28 protein-coding genes are annotated in these 23,803 nt (G+C 38.5%); 14 read left to right on the plus strand and 14 right to left on the minus strand.

Going from position 1 to position 23,803, the window contains the following annotated elements; genetic code table 11:
* Window positions 1–96 precede the first annotated feature (96 nt).
* Both RFX69_RS17555 and RFX69_RS17560 read left to right on the plus strand, forming a co-directional pair.
* Window positions 97–1,455: a dicarboxylate/amino acid:cation symporter gene (locus RFX69_RS17555; RefSeq protein WP_001085436.1), complete on the plus strand. Its 1,359-nt coding sequence runs from the start codon at window positions 97–99 to the stop codon at window positions 1,453–1,455.
* A gap of 163 nt (window positions 1,456–1,618) precedes the next feature.
* Window positions 1,619–2,764 (plus strand): acyl-CoA dehydrogenase family protein, encoded by a 1,146-nt coding sequence (locus RFX69_RS17560; protein ID WP_000881868.1) that lies wholly within the window; start codon window positions 1,619–1,621, stop codon window positions 2,762–2,764.
* 44 nt (window positions 2,765–2,808) lie between these two features.
* Here RFX69_RS17560 and RFX69_RS17565 read toward each other — a convergent pair whose 3' ends face one another.
* A complete protein-coding gene (locus RFX69_RS17565) occupies window positions 2,809–3,753 on the minus strand; it encodes an alpha/beta hydrolase (RefSeq protein WP_165353612.1) in 945 nt (314 codons plus the stop codon).
* A 185-nt stretch (window positions 3,754–3,938) separates the two neighbouring features.
* On the opposite strand from RFX69_RS17565, the gene pheA reads away from it, so the two are divergent.
* The 4 genes from pheA (at window position 3,939) to RFX69_RS17585 (ending at window position 9,544) form a co-directional block, all read left to right on the plus strand.
* The gene (gene pheA, locus RFX69_RS17570) at window positions 3,939–5,048 is read left to right on the plus strand and encodes a prephenate dehydratase (RefSeq protein WP_000606364.1); all 1,110 of its coding nucleotides are present in this window, start codon (window positions 3,939–3,941) and stop codon (window positions 5,046–5,048) included.
* Between the two features lie 107 nt (window positions 5,049–5,155).
* On the plus strand, window positions 5,156–7,402 hold the full coding sequence (locus RFX69_RS17575; protein WP_000082052.1) for a bifunctional prephenate dehydrogenase/3-phosphoshikimate 1-carboxyvinyltransferase: 2,247 nt from the start codon (window positions 5,156–5,158) through the stop codon (window positions 7,400–7,402).
* A gap of 127 nt (window positions 7,403–7,529) precedes the next feature.
* On the plus strand, window positions 7,530–7,913 hold the full coding sequence (locus RFX69_RS17580) for a hypothetical protein (RefSeq protein WP_000735997.1): 384 nt from the start codon (window positions 7,530–7,532) through the stop codon (window positions 7,911–7,913).
* A 170-nt stretch (window positions 7,914–8,083) separates the two neighbouring features.
* Entirely contained in the window at window positions 8,084–9,544 is a 1,461-nt protein-coding gene (locus RFX69_RS17585) for an aminoacyl-histidine dipeptidase (RefSeq protein WP_271055779.1), read from the plus strand.
* Window positions 9,545–9,637: 93 nt separating this feature from the next.
* Here RFX69_RS17585 and RFX69_RS17590 read toward each other — a convergent pair whose 3' ends face one another.
* On the minus strand, window positions 9,638–10,594 hold the full coding sequence (locus tag RFX69_RS17590) for a ribonuclease Z (RefSeq protein ID WP_271055778.1): 957 nt from the start codon (window positions 10,592–10,594) through the stop codon (window positions 9,638–9,640).
* Between the two features lie 198 nt (window positions 10,595–10,792).
* Window positions 10,793–11,425, minus strand: a complete 633-nt coding sequence (locus RFX69_RS17595; protein ID WP_271055777.1) for an alpha/beta hydrolase — start codon at window positions 11,423–11,425, stop codon at window positions 10,793–10,795.
* A gap of 126 nt (window positions 11,426–11,551) precedes the next feature.
* On the opposite strand from RFX69_RS17595, the gene yaaA reads away from it, so the two are divergent.
* The gene (yaaA, locus tag RFX69_RS17600; protein ID WP_000880398.1) at window positions 11,552–12,325 is read left to right on the plus strand and encodes a peroxide stress protein YaaA; all 774 of its coding nucleotides are present in this window, start codon (window positions 11,552–11,554) and stop codon (window positions 12,323–12,325) included.
* A gap of 19 nt (window positions 12,326–12,344) precedes the next feature.
* Complete coding sequence (locus tag RFX69_RS17605; RefSeq protein ID WP_000908221.1) at window positions 12,345–12,968, plus strand: metal-dependent hydrolase; 624 nt, start codon at window positions 12,345–12,347, stop codon at window positions 12,966–12,968.
* Window positions 12,969–13,104: 136 nt separating this feature from the next.
* Here RFX69_RS17605 and RFX69_RS17610 read toward each other — a convergent pair whose 3' ends face one another.
* The 5 genes from RFX69_RS17610 to RFX69_RS17630 form a co-directional block, all read right to left on the minus strand.
* Window positions 13,105–13,890, minus strand: a complete 786-nt coding sequence (locus RFX69_RS17610) for a thiazole synthase (RefSeq protein WP_001154366.1) — start codon at window positions 13,888–13,890, stop codon at window positions 13,105–13,107.
* A 13-nt stretch (window positions 13,891–13,903) separates the two neighbouring features.
* Complete coding sequence (gene thiS, locus RFX69_RS17615) at window positions 13,904–14,101, minus strand: sulfur carrier protein ThiS (RefSeq protein ID WP_001167820.1); 198 nt, start codon at window positions 14,099–14,101, stop codon at window positions 13,904–13,906.
* A gap of 13 nt (window positions 14,102–14,114) precedes the next feature.
* Window positions 14,115–14,480, minus strand: a complete 366-nt coding sequence (locus tag RFX69_RS17620; RefSeq protein WP_238816255.1) for a DUF423 domain-containing protein — start codon at window positions 14,478–14,480, stop codon at window positions 14,115–14,117.
* A gap of 110 nt (window positions 14,481–14,590) precedes the next feature.
* A complete protein-coding gene (gene rpoH, locus RFX69_RS17625; protein ID WP_001285359.1) occupies window positions 14,591–15,457 on the minus strand; it encodes an RNA polymerase sigma factor RpoH in 867 nt (288 codons plus the stop codon).
* A 133-nt stretch (window positions 15,458–15,590) separates the two neighbouring features.
* Complete coding sequence (locus RFX69_RS17630; RefSeq protein WP_350499282.1) at window positions 15,591–15,836, minus strand: sulfurtransferase TusA family protein; 246 nt, start codon at window positions 15,834–15,836, stop codon at window positions 15,591–15,593.
* 374 nt (window positions 15,837–16,210) lie between these two features.
* Between RFX69_RS17630 and RFX69_RS17640 the strand changes: the two genes are divergently transcribed.
* Window positions 16,211–16,423 carry a cold-shock protein gene (locus RFX69_RS17640; RefSeq protein ID WP_000126912.1) on the plus strand — a complete coding sequence of 71 codons (213 nt, stop codon included), beginning with the start codon at window positions 16,211–16,213 and terminating at the stop codon, window positions 16,421–16,423.
* 103 nt (window positions 16,424–16,526) lie between these two features.
* Window positions 16,527–17,678 carry an ATP-dependent RNA helicase RhlB gene (gene rhlB, locus RFX69_RS17645; RefSeq protein ID WP_000200418.1) on the plus strand — a complete coding sequence of 384 codons (1,152 nt, stop codon included), beginning with the start codon at window positions 16,527–16,529 and terminating at the stop codon, window positions 17,676–17,678.
* A gap of 37 nt (window positions 17,679–17,715) precedes the next feature.
* On the opposite strand, the gene RFX69_RS17650 is transcribed toward rhlB, so the two are convergent.
* Window positions 17,716–18,096 (minus strand): hypothetical protein, encoded by a 381-nt coding sequence (locus RFX69_RS17650; RefSeq protein WP_000720482.1) that lies wholly within the window; start codon window positions 18,094–18,096, stop codon window positions 17,716–17,718.
* A 203-nt stretch (window positions 18,097–18,299) separates the two neighbouring features.
* Between RFX69_RS17650 and RFX69_RS17655 the strand changes: the two genes are divergently transcribed.
* The 4 genes from RFX69_RS17655 (at window position 18,300) to RFX69_RS17670 (ending at window position 21,741) form a co-directional block, all read left to right on the plus strand.
* Window positions 18,300–18,875 (plus strand): nitroreductase, encoded by a 576-nt coding sequence (locus tag RFX69_RS17655; RefSeq protein ID WP_271055775.1) that lies wholly within the window; start codon window positions 18,300–18,302, stop codon window positions 18,873–18,875.
* Window positions 18,876–18,908: 33 nt separating this feature from the next.
* Window positions 18,909–19,982 (plus strand): NAD(P)H-dependent glycerol-3-phosphate dehydrogenase, encoded by a 1,074-nt coding sequence (locus tag RFX69_RS17660; RefSeq protein ID WP_000807316.1) that lies wholly within the window; start codon window positions 18,909–18,911, stop codon window positions 19,980–19,982.
* A 56-nt stretch (window positions 19,983–20,038) separates the two neighbouring features.
* Window positions 20,039–20,494: a histidine phosphatase family protein gene (locus RFX69_RS17665; RefSeq protein ID WP_001177595.1), complete on the plus strand. Its 456-nt coding sequence runs from the start codon at window positions 20,039–20,041 to the stop codon at window positions 20,492–20,494.
* 227 nt (window positions 20,495–20,721) lie between these two features.
* Window positions 20,722–21,741: a site-specific integrase gene (locus tag RFX69_RS17670; RefSeq protein ID WP_110958237.1), complete on the plus strand. Its 1,020-nt coding sequence runs from the start codon at window positions 20,722–20,724 to the stop codon at window positions 21,739–21,741.
* Here the strand turns inward: RFX69_RS17670 and RFX69_RS17675 are convergent.
* Genes RFX69_RS17675 through RFX69_RS17695 form a run of 5 tightly spaced genes read right to left on the minus strand, consistent with a single transcriptional unit; the run spans window position 21,738 to window position 23,801 of the window.
* Window positions 21,738–22,028 carry a hypothetical protein gene (locus RFX69_RS17675; protein WP_034129350.1) on the minus strand — a complete coding sequence of 97 codons (291 nt, stop codon included), beginning with the start codon at window positions 22,026–22,028 and terminating at the stop codon, window positions 21,738–21,740. The two genes, RFX69_RS17670 and RFX69_RS17675, sit on opposite strands and share 4 nt — an antisense overlap.
* Window positions 22,029–22,298, minus strand: coding sequence for a hypothetical protein (locus RFX69_RS17680; RefSeq protein ID WP_000927770.1), 270 nt, complete (start codon window positions 22,296–22,298; stop codon window positions 22,029–22,031).
* Window position 22,299: 1 nt separating this feature from the next.
* Entirely contained in the window at window positions 22,300–22,491 is a 192-nt protein-coding gene (locus tag RFX69_RS17685) for a hypothetical protein (protein WP_001288762.1), read from the minus strand.
* Window positions 22,488–22,892 carry a hypothetical protein gene (locus RFX69_RS17690; RefSeq protein WP_289333176.1) on the minus strand — a complete coding sequence of 135 codons (405 nt, stop codon included), beginning with the start codon at window positions 22,890–22,892 and terminating at the stop codon, window positions 22,488–22,490. Before RFX69_RS17690 ends, RFX69_RS17685 begins: the two co-directional genes overlap by 4 nt.
* 9 nt (window positions 22,893–22,901) lie before the next feature.
* Window positions 22,902–23,801, minus strand: a complete 900-nt coding sequence (locus RFX69_RS17695) for a hypothetical protein (RefSeq protein WP_289333175.1) — start codon at window positions 23,799–23,801, stop codon at window positions 22,902–22,904.
* Window positions 23,802–23,803: the final 2 nt, after the last annotated feature.

Here is a 23,803-nt window from a genome sequence, read left to right on the forward strand (position 1 = left end):
TGTTCATGTGAAAGGTTAGGGCTGTGTATTCGTAAAGAATAGACGTTTCATTTTGATATTTCCAACGGACTTGGAAATATAGATTGAAGTAAAGTTATGGCTAAAAAACCGATTTATAAATCACTTTATTTTCAAGTGATTATTGCGATTATTGCGGGTGTTTTGGTAGGGCATTTCTCACCAAGTACAACGCAAATTGTTAATGGTGTTGAACAACATATTCCAGGTTTAGGTGAGCAACTCAAGCCATTAGGTGATGCTTTTATTCGTTTGATTAAAATGATCATCGCACCTGTTATTTTCTGTACAGTAGTAAGTGGTATTGCTGGTATGGAAAGCATGAAGTCAGTTGGTAAAACTGGCGGTGTTGCGTTGTTATACTTCGAGATCGTTTCAACAATCGCGCTTCTGATTGGCCTTGTGGTGATTAACATTGCAAAGCCGGGCGTAGGAATGAATGTTGATCCAGCAACTCTGGACACTTCAGGTATCCAAAAATACGTCACTTCTGGTGAGTCACAATCTACCATTGATTTCTTGATGCACATCATCCCGGATACGGTGGTTGGTGCATTTGCAAATGGTGAAATCTTACAGGTCCTTCTTTTTGCAATACTATTTGGTTTTGCGCTTCATAAGTTAGGTGATGCAGGACGCCCAGTTTTAAAGTTAATTGATCAAATTGCACACGTGTTCTTTAACATTGTGAACATGATTATGAAGCTTGCGCCAATTGGTGCATTTGGGGCAATGGCGTTTACTATCGGTAAATATGGTGTAGGTTCACTGGTACAGTTAGGCCAGCTCATTATCTGCTTCTATATTACGTGTTTACTCTTTATTTTCTTAATTTTGGGTACAATCAGCCGCATTAGTGGATTCAGTATTCTGAAAATGATTCGCCTGATTCGTGAAGAACTATTAATTGTACTTGGTACATCTTCTTCTGAATCTGTTTTGCCTCGCATGTTACGTAAACTCGAAATTGCAGGTTGTGAAAAGTCGGTTGTTGGTTTAGTTATTCCAACAGGTTATTCATTTAACCTTGATGGTACGTCAATCTATTTGACTATGGCTGCAATCTTTATTGCTCAGGCAACGAATACACAGCTTGATATTCAACATCAAATTACTTTGTTGTTGGTACTCTTAATTTCATCTAAGGGTGCAGCGGGTGTAACAGGCTCTGGCTTTATTGTTATGGCAGCAACTTTATCTGCAGTAGGACATATTCCGGTAGCTGGTTTGGCATTGATTTTAGGTATTGACCGCTTCATGTCAGAAGCACGTGCTTTAACCAATCTTGTTGGTAACTCTTTGGCAACGATTGTAGTTGCAAAATGGGTGGGTGCTTTAGACAAAGATAAGCTCAATGATGCTTTAAACAACCCAGATGAAGTTGACAGAAAAATGTTGGCTCCAAAAAATCCTCAGGTTGCAGAAGGTTTAGATTAATTCAGATCTACCTATATAAAAAAGGAAGCTTTGGCTTCCTTTTTTATTGGCTGACTGAAAAGTACAGTTTAAATGAGCAGCTAAGCCATGACAGTTGTGTAAAAAATGATTAGCATGCACAGCAATGAGATTCGATAAAACAATAAAGCCGAAGGAAAATATTATGTTGGCATATGATGCAGATTTAGAATTATTCCGTGATAATTTTAAACGTTTTATGAATGAGCATATTGCTCCACATTATGACCAATGGGAACGTGAAGGAATTATGCCACGTTCAGTTTGGTCTCAACTGGGCGAAAATGGCTTTTTATGTGTGGATGTCCCAGAAGAATATGGTGGTTATGGCGTCCCAACGTATTATTCATTAATGTTAGTTGAAGAATCGGCTCGTGCTGGATTTTGCGCATTATCAACTGCTATTTCTTGTCACTCTGAGATTGCGGCGCCTTATATTTTACATATTGGGACCGAAGAACAAAAACAATACTGGTTACCGAAAATGGTAACAGGTGAAGTAGTCGGAGCAATTGGTATGACAGAACCGGGTGCCGGTTCAGACTTACAGTCAATGCGTACCAGTGCCATTTTGCAAGATGACCATTATTTGCTAAATGGTTCTAAAACGTTTATTTCAAATGGACAACATGCTGACCTTGTAGTGCTTGCAGTAAAAACCGATCCGCAAGCGCGTGCGAAAGGTGTATCGTTATTATTGGTGGATACTCACCTAGAAGGTTTCAAAAAAGGAACTAACCTCGACAAAATCGGATTGCATTCTCAAGACACATCTGAGCTATTTTTTGACAATGTTAAGGTTCCTAAAAATCAGTTACTCGGACAAGCTGGACAAGGTTTTGCTTATTTAATGCAAGAATTACCGCGCGAACGTACGGCTATCGCATCGACAGCGGTTGGCGCTATTCGTGGTGCAATTGATTTGGCAACCGCTTATGTAAAAGAACGTCATGCATTTGGTCAACCTATTTCACAGTTCCAAAATACTCGTTTTGTTTTAGCACAAGCAAAAATTGATGAGCTTGCGACAACAGCTTTCTATGAGCGAAATGTTGCTTTATATCAAGAAGGTAAACTTGATGTTGAGACGGCTGCAGCACTGAAAAGTTTTAGTACAGATATGCAAATGAAAGTTGCGGATAACCTATTACAACTATTTGGTGGTTATGGTTATATGACTGAATATCCAATTTCACGCTTCTTTGTAGATGCCCGTATTCAACGTATTTACGGCGGTACAAATGAAATTATGAAAGAAATCGTAGCACGTGGATTAATCGGCAAAGCTTAATAATAGTTTCAAAAAAAGCCTACCTTTGAGTAGGCTTTTTTTTATTATTTAGCTGTTTTCTGCGATGGTTCATCGAATAAAGATTTACAGCTTTCTAGATTTTGGCATGAAGCAAACATAAGCGCTTTAGGTAAGCTCGCATACAAATTGGTGATATGCTGTTCAGCAGGATTATTGAAATGCCAATAAGTAAATTGGTCTGAACGTTTATTTTCTAAGACTTTAAAGAAATCGTCTTTATTAATTCTTTGATTAAACTGGGTATGTGGCCCACCTTGTTCATGTGTACCGACTGTCGTCATCAGCATTGGGAACACGGTTTGCTTTTGACTTTGCCATTGTTCTAATTCTCGAAATAACATGCCTTGATCAAACCAGAGAGAAGGGCTTGCAGCAAAGTAACGTTGGAAGTCAGTAGGTTTTTGAAAAAAATGATAAAGCACAAACAACCCTCCAAAAGAATGCCCATAGAGACTTTGCTGTTGGCTATTAATTGGAAACTGTTTAGCAATTTCAGGCTTAAGCTCATTATTTAAAAAAGCAATAAACTGGTCAGCACCACCATATTTATATTTACCTTGTGCTTGAAACTCGGCAGAAGGTTTTGGGGTGTAATCATAAGCGCGTTTTTGCACATCAAAGGTTTTTTGCTGAGGATAGCCTACAGCTACAATAATGAGCGGATCTAAACCTAATTTTGCAGAGCCTGATCCAATCGACTGGGCAATATTCATTGCGCTTGGAAATGTTGCATTACCATCTAATATATAAAGTACCGGATAACCATGTTGGGGTGGGGCAACAGGTGGTTTATAAATTTGAATAAGGTATTCATGTCCAGTATTTTTAGATTTGATTTGGAACTGGGCCTGATTGTTGTGAAAATCGATTTTTGATTGATTTTTTACAGGGGCTTGAGCCAAAACGGAACTACTTATTAAAGAGCCTAGAAAGAAATTACAAGATAAAAAGAAAAAAGATTTAAGCATAATAAAGTTAAGAAAATGTTATAAGTCAAATAATAAATGAAAATCATTATCAAATAAAGTGATCTTATACAAAGGTTCGAGCCGGATTAATGAAAAAAGCCCATACACCCATATTGCCTAACAAAACAAAGCCGACTATTGTTATACTCTCGTTTAAAAGATGATTTTGCTGAGGCTGCCTTCCAATGATCAACGATGATCAAAACAAAACGACTTCTCTTAGTTTAGAACAAATTCGCGAAGATATTGATAGCGTAGATCAACAGATTCAAGAGTTATTAAATCGCCGCGCAAGCCTTGCTGAAGCTGTTGCGAAAGCTAAATTTGCTTCTGAAGAGAATCCTTTGTTTTATCGTCCTGAACGTGAAGCACAAGTTTTACGTAAAGTTATGGAGCGCAATCAAGGGCCTTTATCTGATGTAACTATGGCCCGTTTGTTCCGTGAAATTATGTCTGCTTGCCTTGCTTTAGAAGCTCCGCAAAGTATTGCATTTTTAGGCCCAGAAGGTACTTTTACTCAATCTGCCGTACTTAAACATTTTGGTAAAGATGCGGTTGTTCGTCCGCTACCAACTATTGATGAAGTGTTCCGTGAAGTAGAAGCGGGTAGTGCGCATTATGGTGTAGTTCCGGTTGAAAACTCATCTGAAGGTATCGTAAACCATACTTTAGATTGTTTTAAAACTTCGAATTTAAATGTGATTGGTGAAGTTGAATTGCGTATTCATCATCAATTCCTTGTTTCTGAAAATACACGTAAAGACAGTATTAAGCAGATTTATGCGCATCAGCAAACTTTGGCTCAATGTCGTCAGTGGTTAGACGCACATTATCCAGGTGTTGAGCGTGTTGCCTTAAACTCAAATGCAGAAGCTGCACGCCGTATTCGCAATGAATGGCATTCAGCAGCGATTGCGTCTGATATTGCAGCAGGTATGTATAACCTTGAAATCTTGCATAGTAATATTGAAGATAATCCAGAAAATACCACTCGCTTCTTAGTGATTGGCCGTGAAAAAATTCCACAAAGTGGCAATGACAAAACTTCATTATTAATTTCAGCGCATGACCGTGCAGGCGCTTTATTAGAAATTTTAGCGCCGTTTGCAAAACATAATATCAGCTTAACGAGTATTGAAACTCGCCCAGCACTACCTGAAAAATGGGCATATGTATTCTTTATTGACTTAGAAGGTCATATCGATCAGGAAAATGTGGCTGCGGCAATTAATGAGATTCGTCCAATGGTAAAAGAACTTCGTATTTTAGGTTCTTATCCTGCTGCCGTTCTTTAATCACTCATGTTGGAATAATGACATGTATCAAGATGGGCATGTCATTATACTTAAAAACAAATTGCTCAAAGGTTTAAATCACTTTGAGCAAAAGTAAAGTTGAAGTTATGTCACAACCCCTATTTAAAAAAGTTGCATTTATTGGTTTAGGACTCATTGGGTCGAGTTTGGCTCGCGTTATTGTTGCAGAAAAGTTGGCCACAACTATTGTGGCATCTACACGTTCACAGAAAACTTTAGAAGATGCAAAATCACTTGGCTTAATACAAGAAGGGTTTTCCGATCCTGTTGAAGCCGTGAAAGGGGCGGATTTAGTTGTTTTAGCCTTGCCAGTGCGTGCCACTCAAAAAGTGCTTGAGCAAATTAAACCTTATTTGTCAGAAACCACAATTGTAACTGACGTGGGAAGTACAAAAGGTAATGTCGTAGATGCAGCAAAAGCTGTATTTGGTGAAGATTTACCAGCAGGGTTTGTTCCCGGGCATCCGATTGCGGGAAGTGAACACACGGGTGTCCACGCAGGTAAGGTCGATCTCTTTGCAAATCACAAAGTGATTTTGACGCCATTACCAACCAGTGCAGAATGGGCAGTTGAGAAATTGATTCAACTTTGGTCAGCTGCTAAAGCTGAAGTGATATGTATGGATGTTGCCAAACATGATGAGGTTTTGGCGCATACCAGTCATTTACCGCACTTAATGGCATTTAATCTGGTCGAGCAACTTGCAAACCGTGAAGATAACCTTGATATTTTCCGTTATGCAGCCGGTGGTTTTCGTGACTTTTCACGAATTGCTGCCAGTGATCCTCAAATGTGGCATGACATTTTCTTTGCCAATAAAACAGCCATATTAAATGCTGTAGATGGCTTCGAGAAACAACTTACCGTACTTAGAAAATTGATTGAAAACGAAGATTCTCATGCATTAATGGGTTTACTCGGCCATGCTCAGGCAGCACGTCAGCATTTCAATCATATGTTAGCCAAAAAACCTTTAATGGAGAAAAATAAGGTGACACAGCAATTCAGTATCTTACCGGGAAATAAGGCTTTTAAAGGTAAATTTACCGTACCGGGTGACAAATCTGTGTCACATCGCTCCATTATGTTTGGTGCTATTGCAGAAGGCACTACGCATGTAACAGGCTTCCTTGAAGGTGAAGATGCTTTAGCAACTTTACAAGCTTTCCGTGATATGGGTGTAAGCATTGAAGGCCCTAAGAATGGTGAAGTGACCATTCATGGCGTGGGCATGCATGGTTTAAAAGCACCAGCAAGTGCATTGTATATGGGTAACTCTGGAACAAGCATGCGTTTGCTTTCAGGTATGCTTTCTGCACAAAAGTTTGATTCTGTTATGACAGGTGATGCGTCACTTTCTAAACGTCCAATGGAGCGTATTGCTAAACCATTACGTTTAATGGGTGCGCAAATCCAAACGACAGGTGAGAAAGGTACACCACCTGTAAGCATTACTGGTGGTCAGCAATTAAAAGGTATTCAATACGATTTACCTATGGCATCTGCTCAGGTGAAGTCGGGTATTTTACTAGCTGGTTTGTGGGCTGAAGGTGAAACTTCGGTCACTGAGCCGGAACCAACACGCGATCATACAGAGCGTATGCTTCGTGCATTTGGCTATGATGTTAAAACTGAAGGCAATAAAATTTCCCTTGTGGGCGGCGGTAAGTTAGTGGGTACTAATATTCAGGTACCATCTGATATTTCATCTGCTGCTTTCTTCATGGTGGGCGCTGCAATTACTGAAGGTGCAGACGTTGTACTTGAAGCGGTAGGTATTAATCCAACACGTACTGGCGTAATTGAAATTTTAAAACAGATGGGTGCTGACCTGACTGTTGAAAATGAGCGTATCGCTGGTGGAGAGCCTATTGCTGATATTCATATTAAAGGTTCACGCACGCTTAAAGGCATTCACATGCCTGAAGACCAAGTACCTTTAGCAATTGATGAATTCCCAGCCTTATTTATTGCAGCGGCTTGTGCCGAAGGCCAAACAGTATTAACAGGTGCAGCAGAGCTTCGCGTGAAAGAATCTGACCGTATTCAAGTTATGGCAGATGGTTTAAAAATCATGGGCATTGATTGCACACCTACTGAAGATGGCATCATTATCGAAGGTAAAGGCAAATCTGGTGATTGGTCACCAATCTTTGCTGGTGGTGAAATTGAATCACACCATGACCACCGTATTGCCATGAGTTTTAGTATGGCAGGTCTTCGTACTTCTGGTCCGATTACAATTCACGGTACTGAGACTGTTGCTACAAGTTTCCCAACTTTTACTGAGTTGGCGAATCGTGCAGGCTTAACGATTGAAGTTAGCCAATAACTTTTTACCTAACACATTTTATAATTGCTAACACAATAGCAACGGCAGCAGCGAGCTAAAGGCTTGGCTGCTGTTTGTTTATTGCTTATGCTAAGTGCAGATAATGATAAAAGTGTTAGGACAAAGGATGAAAAAATTACAATTTATTGCCAGTTGCCCACAACATGGGGTGCTTGATCATCCACCAAATGAATGCCATATCACTCAAGAATATGTAGCGGCTTTACTGTTTAAACAACTGGGGAATTATGGTTTTGATGCACAGCATATTGTGCATGAACATGAAAAGGTGGAAGTAAGTATTGATAATCACCTTTTACCATTGTCTATTACTTGCCAGCAAACAGACCATGATGGGCATTTAATGTGTGAAATCTCTGCCAATCCTGATGAAGAACAAGACTGGTTTGAGAAAATCGAAACACAAAGTATTATTCGTCAGCTTGCACAGGCTGTTGAAAATAGCTTGAAAGCCGATCATAGCTTTTCAGCATTTGAGTGGAAAAGCTAAACATATTATTGTTAAGACTTATTTGTGAAGTACGGCTTTTTAGAAAAGTCGTACAATTTCTTTAAATTAAATATAAAAATACAAAATCTTTCCCGAAATCGCTACCTATCTTTAATGCTTTGTGTATATTGAAATTATTAAGATATTTACATAATTAGAGTGTAGTTTTCATGACACAAGTTGATATTGCCGCATTATCTCCTCAAGTCGTTTGGCAGCATTTTCAAACACTTTGTACTATTCCTCGTCCGTCAAAGCATGAACAGCAACTTCGTGAGTTTTTACAAAACTGGGCCGAAAGTCGGAATTTAGAAACTTATGTAGATGAAGTTGGTAATTTGATTATCCGTAAAAATGCGACTCTGGGTAAAGAACATGTGCCTGGCGTTATTCTTCAGGGCCATTTAGATATGGTTACACAAGCCAATACTGGCACGGTACATGACTTCTTTAAAGACCCGATTCGTCCAGTTCTTGAGGATGGCTGGTTAATTGCCAAAGACACTACTTTAGGTGCTGATAATGGTATTGGGGTAGCTTTGGCATTAGCTGTTTTAGATTCAAATGATATTGCTCATGGCCCAATAGAAGTTCTTTTAACAGTCGATGAAGAAGCAGGGATGAGTGGTGCGCGGCTTTTAGAGACAGGTGTGCTAAAAGGAAAATGGCTATTTAATATTGATACGGAAGAGTGGGGTGAGTTGTATTTAGGATGTGCTGGTAGTATTGATGTTGAGGTAGAGCAGCCGCTTAGTTATGAACCAATCCCTGAAAATTTGAATGTTGTGAATATTCAGGTGGCTGGTCTTAAAGGTGGTCACTCTGGCGTAGATATCCATTTAGGACGTGGCAATGCCAACGTTATTTTGGCTCGCTTTTTAAATCAATATTTAGCCTCTCTAGGTGGGCATCTTGTTGAGTTTACAGGTGGTACGGCCCGTAATGCTTTACCGCGAGAAGCTGTGGCAACTATTGCAATTTCGCCTAATCAGTTATCAAGCCTAGAAAAGTTACTTGCTGAATATCAAACGGTATGGAAAGAACAGCTAAAGGGTATTGATGACAACTTGCAATTAAGTATTCAATCCACTGGTGTTGAAGTGACCGAAGTGATTACTCAACAACAGCAAAATGAATGGTTGCAAGCTTTGGCAACAAGTCCTTATGGCGTTGAAAGTATGAGTCAGGTTCTACCAGATGTAGTTGAAACCTCAAATAACATTGGGGTGGTGAGACTAAATCGAGAAGGTGGAAAAGCTGTTTTAATGGTCCGTTCAATGGTGAACCAAGAAGCTCAAGATTTTGCCGAAAAAATTCAGGCCCATTTCAGCCAATTTAATATCGGCTCTACACTTACGCCGTTAGTGTCGGGTTGGACACCAAATCCAGATTCGGCTGCTCTAAAGTGCTTACAGCAGGCCTATCAAAATGCATTTAATATTGAGCCAAATCTAAAAGTAATTCATGCAGGCTTAGAATGTGGGATTATTGCCGAGCATTACCCACATTTACAGATGGTTTCGTTTGGACCAGATATTCAAGGGGCACATGCACCGGGCGAACGAGTTAAAGTTGATACTGTAGAGAAATGCTGGAAGCTACTGGTAACCGCTTTAGCATCTGTAGAGTAATTTTTTAAGAGATAAGAAGCTCAATTATGAGCTTCTTAAACTTTTATATAGAAATGATATGTAGCTAATTCGATCTCACAACAAATATAATTTTTACTCGATTTTTAAAAGTTGTCCTGTTTCACTTAAAGTAAATTCATCAAAATCATTCGCTAAATAAAAATGACCTTTATAAAACTGGCGAACTTCTTCGGTAATAGCTTGCTGCCCAGTTTTATCCTGATGTCTAGGGCTAAAGTGTGTCAGAATTAAATTGTCTAGAGATTGCTGCTCAGCAAATTCAGCCACCATTTTTGCTGAGCTGTGCATTGGTCCTTTACCTACTTTATCTAAGACTGTTTGCAAATAAGTTGCTTCATGAATAAGTAATTGAGCATCCTTACAAGCATCCGCTAATAATTCTGGCCGATCATTATCACCACCTATAATTGCATGAATCTGCTGATTTTGAATTTTAATAAATTCTTGAGATTTTAAAATTCGCCCCTCAAACTCAACATCGTAGCCTCGTTTTAAATGCCCCCAAATATCGCCTTTAGGTACGCCAAGCTGAGTTAAAGCTTGAATATCTATCTTCTTCTGGGTGGATTTTATATAAATACTAAATGCAAAACTCGGAACACGATGACTTAGTGGATGTGCTTGAATAAAGAGCTCATCGGTGAGCTGCTGTGGCCGAGTTGCTTCATTAACATCAATAAATTTTATTGAATAAGGCAAATGTAAGTCTGTAAGTTGAGCAGTGATTTCAAACCATTGTTGAATTTCTTTGGGCGCAATCACGATTAATGGTTTTGTACGGGCATTCATGCCTGCACTTGCCAGTAAACCAACTAGGCCATAACAATGATCGCCGTGAACGTGTGTAATACAAATGGCAATTAAGTTTTGTAGTGAGAGTCTAGCTTGCTGAATACGATGCTGTGTACCCTCACCAGTATCAACTAAAATCCAGTCCTTATTTTTACTGTTACGAACAGCTAATCCTGAAACATTGCGTGAAAGCGTGGGTACACCTGATGATGTGCCTAAAAAGGTAAAATGAAGCATATTCTTGGAATTTTTTAGTCAAATGCGTAATTTTTATATTATAGACACTTATTAAAATTTTATAAAAATTATGGTGCATGGTAGCGACCGAGTAAAAAAATATTTAGCGCGTTTTGGATTGAGTTGGAATAATTTTCAATAATGACATGGCTTAAAAATGATGGGCATAGACTCAATCTATGCCCATCAGGTTACCGTTTATTTCATAATAATAAAACGTGTAATGATTTGGCGAAGCTGTTTTAAATAACCTGTAAAGAAGTGGTTGGCGCCCGGCAAAATCGTAATTGGATGCTTTTGTGGTTTTGCCCACTCAATTGCATCTGAAAGTAAGGTAATGTCATCTTGCTCACCATGAATGAGTAGAATATCACCTTGAATTTCAGGTGTTTTATAGTGACGTAAGCCCACAACAGTAGCTGTTGGTAAACCACATAAAATTAACTGTACTGGCTGTAATTCAGGGCTAAGCTGCGCATGACATTTTGCCAAAACATGTGAGCCAAAGCTAAAGCCACCTGCATAAAATGGCAAACCTGCATGAAGCTTACGGACATGCTCAATCACAGCTAAAATATCTTCAGTTTCTCCATGACCTTCATCATGAACACCTTCACTGCCGCCTAAACCACGGAAACTAGGACGGTAAACAATACAGCCATATTCATTAAAGATTTGGGTTAAAAGAGCAGGGACTTTATGTTGAGGGGTTCCACCTTGTAATGGGTGAGGGTGACAAACAACTGCAAAGCCTTTGATTTCACCTTCAGGGTGGTCAACAAAAAGTTCAATTTTACCTACTGGACCCTGGATGAAAATTTGCTCAGACATAGAAGAACCGCTAAATAACAATACGTAAGTGCTATTTTACCGATAGTCGTCATTGAAAACACGAGTTAGCATTAAAAAATATCTACTGTTATAGTTGGCATTAATAATAATTTTTTCAGGTTGTCTATGCTTGCTTTAATTTCTCCTGCAAAAACTTTAGATTATGAAACAGCGTTACCTACAGATGAGTTTACTCAGCCACGCTTGTTAGAACACTCCGCACAATTAATTGATGTTTGCCGCAAACTTTCTGCGTCGGAAATTGCGAGTCTAATGAGTGTCAGTGAAAAAATTGCCACACTTAATGCTGATCGTTTTAGGGACTGGAAGCCAGAATTTGATTTTTCAAATGCTCGTCAGGCAATTTATGCATTTAAAGGAGATGTTTATACTGGTTTAGATGCTTATCACTTAAAAGATAAAGATATTGATTTTGCTCAGCAGCATTTGCGTATGCTCTCTGGTTTATATGGTTTATTGCGTCCTTTAGATTTAATGATGCCTTATCGTTTAGAGATGGGCACTAAATTAAAAAATACGCGCGGTCATAATTTGTATGAATTTTGGGATGACATCATCACTAACCAGATTAATGAAGATTTAGCGGCAATTAAATCAGAATTGCTGGTAAATTTGGCTTCAGATGAATATTACAAATCTGTCAATGAAAAGAAAATTAAGGCTGAAATTGTGAAGCCTATTTTCCTTGACCAGAAAAATGGCAAATATAAAGTCATTAGTTTCTATGCGAAAAAAGCACGTGGTTTAATGGCTCGTTTTATTATTGAAAACCAATTAAATAAAGCTGAAGACATCAAAGCGTTTAATACCGAGGGTTACTACTTTGATGCTGATAACTCATCGGCAAAAGAGTTGGTGTTTAAGCGTGATGAACAATAATCCTAAGCGTGGTTAATAGATGCTGATACAGCTTTACTTATTAAAACTGGAACTTTTTTGGTTTGAGCTGCATCAGCATTATCATTTTTCTGAACCGCAGAAAATTTTAAATGAACTTATTGCTGCTTATAGTGAAAAGCAGCGTGCCTACCACACCGTACAACATTTATATGAATGTTTGAGTTTAATTGAGACGATTCAGTCCGAATTAAATGATCCGTATGCTGTTGCATTGGCTCTCTGGTTCCATGATGTAGTCTACGAACCTCAAGCGCTAGATAATGAACTTAAAAGTGCCGAGTTATTTGAGCAATTAATGGCTCAAGATTTACAGCTCGATACAATACAGAAAATAAAGCGTTGGATTCTTGCGACTCAAAAGCATGCACCAACCGGTGAAACAGATTTGCAATTTTTGTTAGATATCGATTTAGCTATTTTGGCAGCAACACCTGAACGTTTTATCCAGTATGAACAGCAAATTCAGCAGGAGTATTCTTGGGTTGATTCAGAAGTATATTCAATTAAGCGAAAAGAAGTTTTAATGAATTTTTATCAGTCTGAGCCGCTTTATCAAACTGCATATTTCCAAAAGAATTTTGAGTTAAACGCCAAGCAAAATTTAAAGAAAATATTGGAATAGCCTAAGCTGAATATAAAATTTAGATCTGTTGATTGAATAAAGTGATATAGATTTTTAATCTTTTTTGAAAAGCGAAAATGGTTACATGAGAGGAGAGAGGAACCACTGAAAAAAGCAGTGATTCCTTAGAAATAAATTATTTAAAGAAATAACCTGTTTCTGGTGAACTTGCATTTGCCATGCGTTTGCGTGGCATACGCCCAGCTAAAAATGCTTCACGTCCTGCTTCAACAGCTTTCTTCATTGCAGAAGCCATCAAAATAGGATTTTGAGCCGCTGCAATCGCTGTGTTCATCAATACGCCATCACAACCAAGTTCCATCGCAATAGCAGCGTCACTTGCTGTACCAACACCTGCATCTACTAAAACCGGTACTTTGGCATTTTCTTTAATAATTGAAATGGTATGCGGGTTTAAAATACCTAAGCCTGAACCAATCAAACTACCTAAAGGCATAATTGCAACACAGCCCATACTTTCAAGTTCTTGAGCAATGATTGGGTCGTCAGAGGTATAGACCATAATCTCAAAACCGTCATCAATCAAAGTGCGAGCGGCTTTTAAAGTCTCGGTTACATTTGGATATAAAGTTTTTTCATCACCCAACACTTCAAGTTTTACTAGGTTATGACCATCAAGTAGCTCGCGCGCTAGCATACACGTGCGTACTGCGCTGTCAGCGTCAAAACAACCTGCAGTATTTGGCAAGATTGTATATTTTTCTGGTGGAATGACAGAAAGTAAATTCGGTTGATCTGGATTTTGTCCAATATTCACACGGCGGATTGCGACAGTTACGATTTCTGCACCACTAGCTTGAATGGCTAAATCCGTTTCATTTAAGTCTTTATATTTCCCTGTTCCTACCAATAAACGAGATTGAAAAGAACGTGAACCAATAATGAGAGGGGTGTCTTGCATGGATAACTCCGACTTAGCCGCCGCCAACAGCGTGAATAATTTCGATACGGTCATGTTGAGCAATCGTAATTTGCTCTAATTTGCTTTTAGGCACGATTTGCTGATTGTGTTCAACAGCAAAACGTTTTCCTTCAAGTGCCAGTTCCTGAATGAGTTGCAACAGGTTTTGGCTAGGCGTGTCCGTTAATTCGCCATTTAAATAAATTTGCATGATCACATTCCGATTATTTTGCGTATTTGAAAGCATTCCAAGTCAAGATTAGCCATCCGGCAATCATCAAAGCTCCACCTATTGGCGTAATTGCGCCTAATATCCGCGGTAAACCCAATGCCATGATATAAAGCGAACCACAAAAGAACAGAATGCCAATCTGAATAAGCAAGAAAGATAACTTGATTGGGAAATGAGGAAGAACCTTGCTTAAAATACCAAGCGCTAACAATCCAAGCGCATGATAAAAAAAGTAGTCGGTTGCAGTCTGCCACCAAGCAAGTTGTTCAGGGCTCGCGTGAGCTTTAAGACCATGTGCTCCAAAAGCACCCAACATGACTGCGAAAGCAAGATTAAGGGCTGAAATGGCAATCCACATAACAAAAAACGCAACTGAATAATGAAAGGCAACGTTACCATAGAATAGGTTGGCTAAACATAGCCAGATAAAACAAAAGGGCTTATCGCCCTTTTATTTTTTCATTTTCTTTAGCTTGCAGACATTGCGACTTTAATTTTTTCCATCGCATTCTTTTCAAGCTGACGAATACGTTCGGCAGAAACATTATATTCAGCGGCAAGCTCATGGAGGGTAGATTTATCGTCATCTAACCAACGGCGCTGCAAAATATTACGTGAACGGTCATCTAGCTGGTTCATTGCGTCATGCAAAGCAGATGTACTTTGTTCTTCCCAATCCTCATTTTCTACTAAACGAGCAGGGTCATAACGATTATCTTCAAGATATAACACTGGCGCAGTGTGCGGGGTGTCATCATCGTCATCGCCTTGAGCTTCAAAAGCAGCATCATATGCTGTTAAACGACCTTCCATTTCCAAAACTTGTTCTGGAGTAACATTTAAGTCGTTTGCAATAGATTGTGCTTCTTCTAATGTGAGCTTTTTACTCGATTTTTTTAAGCTGCGTAAATTGAAGAAAAGTTTACGCTGAGCTTTGGTTGTTGCAATTTTTACAATACGCCAGTTACGAATAACATATTCGTGAATTTCTGCCTTAATCCAGTGGACGGCAAAAGATACAAGACGTACGCCCATATTTGGGTCAAAACGTTTTACGGCTTTCATTAAGCCTAAGTTACCTTCTTGAATAAGGTCACCTTGAGGTAGGCCATAACCTGCATAGCTGCGCGCAATGTGAACGACGAAGCGTAAATGCGACATTACCAGCATTTTTGCGGCATCAAGATCTTGGTCATAATAATAACGCTCAGCAAGCTCTTTTTCTTGCTCAGCCGTTAAAATAGGAATCTGATTGACAGTACTGATATATGCACCAAGGTTTACACCGGGCGCAGACAATGACAGGGGCATCAATTGATTGCTGCTGTCACTCATGAGTTCTCCTTATAGGATAGGATGGATTAACCAATAAGTTCATCTTAATTTGAATCGGCTTCATAATTAAGGAAAATTGGGTATAGAAATGTAAAATTTTATGCAGTTTCTAATCTTTTAGTTTAGCAAAGAATTATTGAGTTTCAATTAAATAGTGAAATTCTCTTTCTGAAATCTGCATGGTTTGACACGTAAAATGATGTAATTGGCAATAACGTGTTACATCAATTTCACTATGCGTGTCAGATGATTTTAATAAGAATAGTTGTTTTCCCGATAATTTTTTAAGTTCACGTTTCAACATTAATAATGGCATTGGACAAGGTTGGCCAAGGGCATTAATTTCAATAGGCGTCGTAGCGGAAGAAGTAGTGCTCATTCATCATCAAAACAACTAAAAAAATTATTTTAACAAATTTTTGTAAACCCTACATAACTTTATATAAAGAACAACTAATCAATACTGATAAAAATTATTGTAATAAGCTGTTTAAAAAAACAGCTAAAAATAGGGGAAATAAATGAAAAAAATTCTATTAATTGTCATAAACCCGTGTTAAGCTCGAACCGTTTTAGGAATTACCACACAGTTAAATTGTTTTAATAACCCTATAACAAATGGATGTAACCGGAAATTGTTGATAGTTTTACAGAATGATTACAAGCTTTAAGATTATAAAAATTTTAAAACCTTGTTTGCTCTGCTGTTTGCAACACCGGAAGGTCCTTTTTTCATCATCTGAGGATTGACTTATGACAGCTCGTGAACAAGGCGTAGTAAAGTGGTTTAATGACACTAAAGGCTTTGGTTTTATTCAACGTAACGGCGGCGACGATGTATTCGTTCACTTCCGTGCAATCGTAGGTGACGGTCACCGTTCTCTACGTGACGGTCAACGTGTAGAATTTAGCGTTGTACAAGGTCAAAAAGGTTTTCAAGCTGAAAACGTTCAGCCTTTAGACTAATTCATCTTTTTGATGAATCATGGACGCTCCAATTTTTGAATTGGGGCGTTTTTGTTTATAATGATCTTCTCATTCGAGAGATTGTTTGTTAGAGCGCGTATTTATGACATCTGGTTTTGAAACCTTGAATTTACATCCGCAACTTAAAAAGGCGATTGATGCTTTAGGGTTTACTCAAATGACCCCAATTCAGCAAAAGGTTTTAAAATATACATTAGCCGGGCATGATGCAATTGGGCGAGCACAGACAGGAACAGGTAAAACTGCTGCCTTTCTGATTAGTGTAATTAATGATTTGCTCAATAATCCGGTTCAGGAGCAACGCTTCCGTGGTGAGCCTCGTGCTTTAATCTTAGCACCTACTCGTGAGTTGGCATTGCAGATTGAAAGTGATGCAAAATCTCTCACAAAATTTTCTAATTTACACCTAGTGACCCTATTAGGTGGCGTTGATTTCGATAAGCAGAAGAAGCAACTTGATGCTAATTTTGTCGATATCATGGTTGCCACACCAGGGCGTTTAATTGATTTTGTAGAACAAAAAGAAGTTTGGCTCGATCAAATTGAATTTTTAGTGATTGATGAAGCTGACCGTTTATTGGATATGGGCTTTATTCCTTCGGTAAAACGTATTGTGCGTTATTCACCACGTAAGGAACAACGTCAAACCTTAATGTTCTCTGCAACATTTAGTTATGATGTCTTGAACTTGGCAAGACAGTGGTTATTTGAACCAGTAACTGTTGAAATTGAACCTGAACAAAAGACCAATAATGATGTCGAACAACGTGTTTACGTTGTGGCTAAACAAGATAAATATCGTCTTTTACAAGATATTTTACGTGAAGAGCCAATTGATAAAGTTATGATCTTTGCCAATCGCCGTGATCAGGTACGTCGTCTTTACGACCATTTGAAAAAAGATGGATACAAAGTGGGGATGCTATCTGGTGAAATTGCTCAAGATAAACGTTTAAAAATGTTGGAGCAGTTTAAGCAAGGCAAGCATAACATCATGATCGCAACCGATGTTGCTGGTCGTGGTATTCATGTAGACGGCGTATCACATGTAGTGAATTTTACATTGCCTGAGCAGTCTGATGATTATGTCCATCGTATTGGTCGTACAGGTCGTGCAGGGGCACAAGGGGTAAGTATTAGTTTCTTATCTGAAGATGATGCTTTCTATTTACCCGAAATTGAAAAAGCAATTGGTAAGAAATTGCCTCTAACCCGACTAGATGGTTATTGCTAATAAAAAATCCCAATCATTTGATTGGGATTTTTTTTGATTAATTTATTTTACAATAGAAGGTAAGCGTTGTTTGATAGTCATCATCTTTTGCTAAAGATGCATTTTTACCCGTTAAAGTACCGATGACACCCGCAGCAGCTTCTACCATTTGACCAGTCTTTTCACTTACCACATCTTTTAAAACCCCATGGTAAGACGTTTTTTCATCAACAATAACTGGCGTTGTGCTCTTAGAGCATGTTTTTTGTGCCGCAGTAACCGCATTATTCTTTGCAATTAAATTGGTTTTGCCAATTCCAGTCACTTCAAACTGATTATTTTCTTTTTGAATCGCTAAAGTGTTTTTAGGCGTGGTTGCACAAGCACCTAGTAATAAAACAACACCGCTCATTGCGCTCGCTAAAATTATTTTTTTCATAATGCACCTAAGTTAATCACCAAAAGATAGGGTTATTTGAACATAAGTTTTCTAATTGATTTTGAAGACGTTGTATGAGTTTTGATGTTTTGTATTAAAAAATGTCAAACTATGAATTCACTAAGTTTATAAGCTAGATTCAATGGTGGATTAACGGTAGATTATGCTAATCTATTTCGAATTTTTGAGTTAGATTAATATTAATGACGGATTCAGCAATACAAATAATTCACCAAAATATTCATCAGCGTCAGTCTATTGGCCAATTAGTTGAGCCAGCCCCAAATACAGACCAGTTAGAGTTGGCTTTTCAGGCAGCTTTAACAGCTCCAGATCATCATAGACTTAAGCCAACACGTTTTGTAATGGTGTCAGGTGACCAACGTGCTGCTTTTGGTGAAGTTCTGGCAAAAGCATTGGTCGATTTGGGTGAGTCTGATCCTGCACAGCTTGAACGAGTGAAGCAACATCCTTTTCGAGCTCCGCTACTTATTTTAGCTCTTACGCAATTACAAGATCATCCGAAAGTTCCACACTTCGAACAAATTTTGAGTACAGGCGCAGCAGTACAAAATCTTTTGTTATCTTTACAAGCTCAAGGGTTCTCGACCATGTGGCGTAGTGGTGCCGTTGTCGAATCAAACTGGTTAAAACAGCATTTAGGTCTGCAACCGCATGATTTGATTTCAGGTATTATTTATGTCGGCACAGCAGCTAAAGCAATTGCACCGCGTGCAGATATTGATAGTAAAGAATTCGTAAAAGTTTGGCAGGCTTAACGTCTGTAAAAGTAAGAAATAGGATAATAAAGCATGGCTGAATTTAAGTTTACAGATTTGGTGGAACCTGTTGCGGTCGATAAAAAAACGGCATTACGTATTACCGTTTTAGGGGGCGGTAGCTTTGGTACAGCCATGGCAAATTTAGCTGCTCGTAATGGCTGCGATACCATGATCTGGATTCGTGATGCCGAAACAGCAGAAGAAATTAATAAAACCCATATTAATAAACGTTATTTACCAGACTTCACTTTAGAATCTTCATTACGTGCAGTTTCTGATCTTGAGCAAGCGGTATGTGATCGAGATATTATTTTAGTTGCAATTCCAAGCCACTCATTCCGTGACGTTTTAAAACAAATAGCGCCTTATATTACTGCACAAGCTGTGGTGTCTTTAACCAAAGGTGTTGAAGCTAAAACATTTAGCTTCATGAGTGATATTATTCGTGAAGAATTACCAGAAGTGCCGTATGGCGTATTGTCAGGACCAAATCTTGCTAAAGAAATTATGGCAGGTATGCCTTCTGGTACTGTAATTGCAAGTGATTCTGAACTCGTCCGTTATGCCGTACAGCATGCACTTCATAGTGCGTTATTCCGTGTTTTTGGTAGCGATGATGTACATGGAGTTGAGTTAGGCGGTGCCCTTAAGAATATTTATGCCGTTGCTATGGGAATTGGGGCAGCATATAAAATTGGTGAAAATACCAAGAGTATGATTTTAACGCGTGCTTTGGCTGAAATGAGCCGTTTCGCGGTAAAACAAGGTGCAAACCCACTTACGTTCTTAGGTTTATCTGGAGTAGGTGATTTATTTGCGACTTGTAATAGTCCATTAAGCCGTAATTATCAAATTGGTTATGCGCTAGGTTCTGGTAAAACGCTTGAACAAGCGAGTAAAGAATTAGGTCAAACTGCAGAAGGTATTAACACGATTGTTCAGGTGCGTGGCAAGGCACAAGAACTAGACGTATATATGCCAATTACCAATGCTTTATATGAGGTCATTTTTGAAGGCGCTCCACCATTAAATATTGCACTTTCTCTTATGAAAAATGGACACCGTAGTGATGTCGAGTTTGTTTTACCTCATCATGAAGTCTGACGAATAAATGTCATAAATTGTGGTTATAATGCAAGAATTGTTTACAAGGAAATTTTATGCAACTGACATTAGTTCGTCATGGGGAAGCTGCTCCGCCAGTAAATGGTAATGATATTAAACGTCCCCTTACTGCGCGTGGACATGCACAGGCTGAGCAAACGGCAACCTTTTTAAAAGATATTGTAAAACCAGATATTTTTGTTGTTAGTCCTTTGCTGCGTGCTCAGGAAACGTTGGCGCATATCCAGACCTATTTTAAAGATGTGCCAGTGTTGTTATGCGACAAAATTAAGCCTGACGATGATGCAAAAGAAGCGATTGAATGGCTATCTCAAATTCCTTATGAGTCGATTGTGGTTGTTTGCCATATGAATGTGGTAGGGCATATTGCAGAGTTACTTACTCATGAAAATTTCAATCCATTTGCACTTGCTGAAGCTAGAATTTATGATCAAGCTGTTATTGCAAATGGTTTATCAACACAAAAAAATAGTTTTATACCCACAATATAATTAAAAAGGTTATTTAGCCCACATGCTGTATATATTGTTGATAAAGTTGAGTTAAAAATTATTCTAATAATTTTAGACTTGTTAAATATCAATAATTTATATTGTATCTGTGGGTTAAATTGACCTGTTTTAGTCACCTATATTTGCACCATATAGTGATTATTTTGACTATTTTTTTTATAAAATGAGTAAAATAAAAAGTAATCTGCACCAAATCTGCACCAAGAATGAAATTACCTAAACCTATTAAGCGTGGGCAAACGTACCGTATTACTGTGACCTACGAAAACAAAAGATATTCATGCACCAGAGACACAGAAAAAGAATGTGAGCAATGGGCAGCTATGAAGCTGCTTGAGTTGAAATCTGGAAAAGTGCAAGAAGAAAAGGGGATAAAGACACCTTATCCTTTTAAGATGCTTTGCGAAAAATACTATGCAGAAAAGGGAATTAAATTAAGATCAAAGCATGTCATTAGAAATAAGCTGGACAATCTGGAACGTATTGTTGGTGAATTGGCATCTAAATCAATATATGACTTCAAGCCAAGCGATATAGCTAGGTGGCGAAATAAAAGGGTACTTGAAGTAAAGAATGGAACCGTCTTATATGAGTTCTCTATTTTTTCATCAATATTTACCTATGCTCAAAAAGAATTATTTTTAATTGAATCTAATGTTTGGCAAAACGTAATTAAACCTGAAAAGGGGAAGAGCCGAAGCCAGCGTATTACTTTTGAAGATCAAGAAAAAATTCTACAACAAGCCAAGTGGGATAAAAATAATTCCCCAAGATTCGTAAAGCATTATGTATGTTGGGCAATGTTATTTGCACTTGAAACAGCAATGAGACAAGGCGAAATACTTGGTATGCGGAGAGAGGACATTAAAGATGGCTTTGTCCACCTTCCTATGACGAAGAATGGCGAGTCTAGGAATGTGCCATTGTCTAAAGAAGCTAAAAGACTTATATCAATACTACCGTCAAACAGTGATATTTTACTGCCAGTTAAAGCTGAGACTTTTAAAAGGACATGGATAAAAATTCGTGATGCTGCTGATCTGAAGCACATTAACTTTCATGACACACGACATGAAGCAATTACAAGAATGGTTCGAGAAAGGAAATTACCAGTTGAAGTACTAGCTAAAATAACAGGGCATAAGACTATTGGTATTTTAATTAACACGTACTACAACCCAAATGCTCAGGACCTTGTAGAAATGTTTAATAGTAGTGAGAGCTAGTTAGCTCTCTTTCTACCACGTTTGTTTGCATCTTTTTTAGTTAGTATTTGACGTGCTCGCTCAGGATCGTACATGTGTTTCCCGCCTGTACCTTGGTTAATTGAGACAAGCTTTTCTCGAATGGTAGTAACACTTAAGTTATATACCTTCGCCAATTCAGCAGCACTTACTAACTCTTGTTTAACCTGCTCAAGCTTGGTGACAATAGCGCCACCAAGATTTTGACCAAGTAAAATCTGAGGAGGGGTATCACCCTCCAAAGTGATTGAAAACTGCATAATCCCCATTCACCCCTCCATTTCATTAAACTTCTTAACGATTGCTTTTTTGGCCTTCATCAAAAAGTACTCACGTTCATCTTCTTCAAAACACCCATCGCCTTGTGGCTCTTGAGAATACAAAATTGTCTCATCACCACAATCAGGATAATCAACTCTAAATTCGCCATGTCTTAATCGGAGATATCCAATCTGTTGACCTTGAAAAACTGCAATATATTGTTCAGGGCTTTCATCACATGTTTTGATTAGCTCAACTTCATCAGTAGTCAATAACATTTCACCCCTCCTTACTTTCCGCTTTTCTAAAATCAGTGCCTTCTGGATCTATCCCAAAATATTCACAAATTTCTGTAGCTTTTGTCGCACCTGGCCCATGTCTGGATACATGAACCCAATTCAAAACGTACTTTGGCTTTTTACTATTCATGAGAGCCATTAGATAAAGTTGCTCAAAGTTAAATTCACTCATCCCTCAGCTCCCGATTTGCAAACATTAACCATTGCTTTGTATTGAGTAGATATACGAAGCTTTTCTCTACCAGATATGCTGTCAATATGGACCATAGGCATTGGTGCAAGGTTTGCAGCGCCAAGCATTTCTTGAGTAGGTTCTAATGGCATTAAAACGTAGCCTTCTGGCACCGCCTGAGCTTTGGCTTTTTCAAGCTCTGCATCACGATGCTTTGCACATCTAAGCCAAGCATCCCAACGGCTATTCATGTTGCTTATTTCTTTTTGAGCAACTTCAGAAGGATTGTTTGATCTAGTCATAAACAGTTCATGCTCATGACTAAAAATAATGTCTCTTCTTCCTTTGTAATATTGGAAGGTATTTAGAAAAGCCTCTCTTTCCTTATTCAAATCTGTCATGCTGCCACCTTATCCTTGTTGCTGAATTGCTTGATTTACTGCATTAATGTCATTTGAAGGGGATTTTTTACCTTCTGATAACTCTTGCTCATTTTTCTCAGCAATAACTGTTTGCCATGTGGTTTCACCGTTTTTGATTGCTCCAAATACAGCGCGCAATTCGTCAATTTGAGCAGGTGAGCACTGATCAAGAGGGCAGCCGATATAATCAACAAGGTTTTGCGCTTTAACGCCAATGTTGTTGAATGAATCCACAATTTGCTTGCGGTACTTCTCTGGATCTTCTTTGATGCCACTTTGACGGGTTTGCAGAATTAGATGCTCTGCTTCATCCTGTAGATCACCTGGAATGATACGAAGTCCAGCATTACGAATCGCCTTAGAAATCGCAGCATTGCGCTTGTTAAGCATTTCGTCTTCTGTAGCAACAACTACAAATACTTTCTGACCAGAACTATTTAGGCGTTCACTTACTACTTCACGGCCTGCGCTAGATTTACGCTCAACAGTTTTGTTGATCTTGATGTCTTGAGGATATGTAGTGTTTGACTCAAGATCAGTTACAGAAACACGATGAATCTCTTTGTGGTCATCTTCAAAGATCATGGTTGTTTCAGTAAGAATATTTGTCATGCAGCGGATAGCCACTTCTACAAAGCGGATACCCAAACCAGTCACAGAAGAACCACCGCCAACAGGTTTTTTGTAGTAGGTGGATGTATTGTCAGCAAAGGAAGGACGACGACATTCTTTTAATAAATCTTGACGCACAGCATCCCAATTTCTAGGGCGATGCATAGCCATCATATAACGTGCTTCAACTTGGGCCTTTGCTTGTGCTGCAAGCACATTTGCTGCTGTTTCAGCTTGAGGAACAATGCCTTGATTTAATGTTGCAAGCATATTCATTG

The sequence above is a fragment of the Acinetobacter sp. 148 genome, assembly GCF_031196675.1.
Classification (GTDB): domain Bacteria; phylum Pseudomonadota; class Gammaproteobacteria; order Pseudomonadales; family Moraxellaceae; genus Acinetobacter; species Acinetobacter baumannii.

What these genes read in the sequence shown, in the direction of transcription:
- RFX69_RS17555 (WP_001085436.1), top strand. Translation starts at nt 97, where the DNA reads ATGGCTAAAAAACCGATTTATAAATCACTTTATTTTCAAGTGATTATT.
- RFX69_RS17560 (WP_000881868.1), top strand. Translation starts at nt 1,619, where the DNA reads ATGTTGGCATATGATGCAGATTTAGAATTATTCCGTGATAATTTTAAA.
- RFX69_RS17565 (WP_165353612.1), bottom strand. Translation starts at nt 3,753, where the DNA reads ATGCTTAAATCTTTTTTCTTTTTATCTTGTAATTTCTTTCTAGGCTCT.
- pheA (WP_000606364.1), top strand. Translation starts at nt 3,939, where the DNA reads ATGATCAACGATGATCAAAACAAAACGACTTCTCTTAGTTTAGAACAA.
- RFX69_RS17575 (WP_000082052.1), top strand. Translation starts at nt 5,156, where the DNA reads ATGTCACAACCCCTATTTAAAAAAGTTGCATTTATTGGTTTAGGACTC.
- RFX69_RS17580 (WP_000735997.1), top strand. Translation starts at nt 7,530, where the DNA reads ATGAAAAAATTACAATTTATTGCCAGTTGCCCACAACATGGGGTGCTT.
- RFX69_RS17585 (WP_271055779.1), top strand. Translation starts at nt 8,084, where the DNA reads ATGACACAAGTTGATATTGCCGCATTATCTCCTCAAGTCGTTTGGCAG.
- RFX69_RS17590 (WP_271055778.1), bottom strand. Translation starts at nt 10,594, where the DNA reads ATGCTTCATTTTACCTTTTTAGGCACATCATCAGGTGTACCCACGCTT.
- RFX69_RS17595 (WP_271055777.1), bottom strand. Translation starts at nt 11,425, where the DNA reads ATGTCTGAGCAAATTTTCATCCAGGGTCCAGTAGGTAAAATTGAACTT.
- yaaA (WP_000880398.1), top strand. Translation starts at nt 11,552, where the DNA reads ATGCTTGCTTTAATTTCTCCTGCAAAAACTTTAGATTATGAAACAGCG.
- RFX69_RS17605 (WP_000908221.1), top strand. Translation starts at nt 12,345, where the DNA reads ATGCTGATACAGCTTTACTTATTAAAACTGGAACTTTTTTGGTTTGAG.
- RFX69_RS17610 (WP_001154366.1), bottom strand. Translation starts at nt 13,890, where the DNA reads ATGCAAGACACCCCTCTCATTATTGGTTCACGTTCTTTTCAATCTCGT.
- thiS (WP_001167820.1), bottom strand. Translation starts at nt 14,101, where the DNA reads ATGCAAATTTATTTAAATGGCGAATTAACGGACACGCCTAGCCAAAAC.
- RFX69_RS17620 (WP_238816255.1), bottom strand. Translation starts at nt 14,480, where the DNA reads ATGTGGATTGCCATTTCAGCCCTTAATCTTGCTTTCGCAGTCATGTTG.
- rpoH (WP_001285359.1), bottom strand. Translation starts at nt 15,457, where the DNA reads ATGAGTGACAGCAGCAATCAATTGATGCCCCTGTCATTGTCTGCGCCC.
- RFX69_RS17630 (WP_350499282.1), bottom strand. Translation starts at nt 15,836, where the DNA reads ATGAGCACTACTTCTTCCGCTACGACGCCTATTGAAATTAATGCCCTT.
- RFX69_RS17640 (WP_000126912.1), top strand. Translation starts at nt 16,211, where the DNA reads ATGACAGCTCGTGAACAAGGCGTAGTAAAGTGGTTTAATGACACTAAA.
- rhlB (WP_000200418.1), top strand. Translation starts at nt 16,527, where the DNA reads ATGACATCTGGTTTTGAAACCTTGAATTTACATCCGCAACTTAAAAAG.
- RFX69_RS17650 (WP_000720482.1), bottom strand. Translation starts at nt 18,096, where the DNA reads ATGAAAAAAATAATTTTAGCGAGCGCAATGAGCGGTGTTGTTTTATTA.
- RFX69_RS17655 (WP_271055775.1), top strand. Translation starts at nt 18,300, where the DNA reads ATGACGGATTCAGCAATACAAATAATTCACCAAAATATTCATCAGCGT.
- RFX69_RS17660 (WP_000807316.1), top strand. Translation starts at nt 18,909, where the DNA reads ATGGCTGAATTTAAGTTTACAGATTTGGTGGAACCTGTTGCGGTCGAT.
- RFX69_RS17665 (WP_001177595.1), top strand. Translation starts at nt 20,039, where the DNA reads ATGCAACTGACATTAGTTCGTCATGGGGAAGCTGCTCCGCCAGTAAAT.
- RFX69_RS17670 (WP_110958237.1), top strand. Translation starts at nt 20,722, where the DNA reads ATGAAATTACCTAAACCTATTAAGCGTGGGCAAACGTACCGTATTACT.
- RFX69_RS17675 (WP_034129350.1), bottom strand. Translation starts at nt 22,028, where the DNA reads ATGGGGATTATGCAGTTTTCAATCACTTTGGAGGGTGATACCCCTCCT.
- RFX69_RS17680 (WP_000927770.1), bottom strand. Translation starts at nt 22,298, where the DNA reads ATGTTATTGACTACTGATGAAGTTGAGCTAATCAAAACATGTGATGAA.
- RFX69_RS17685 (WP_001288762.1), bottom strand. Translation starts at nt 22,491, where the DNA reads ATGAGTGAATTTAACTTTGAGCAACTTTATCTAATGGCTCTCATGAAT.
- RFX69_RS17690 (WP_289333176.1), bottom strand. Translation starts at nt 22,892, where the DNA reads ATGACAGATTTGAATAAGGAAAGAGAGGCTTTTCTAAATACCTTCCAA.
- RFX69_RS17695 (WP_289333175.1), bottom strand. Translation starts at nt 23,801, where the DNA reads ATGAATATGCTTGCAACATTAAATCAAGGCATTGTTCCTCAAGCTGAA.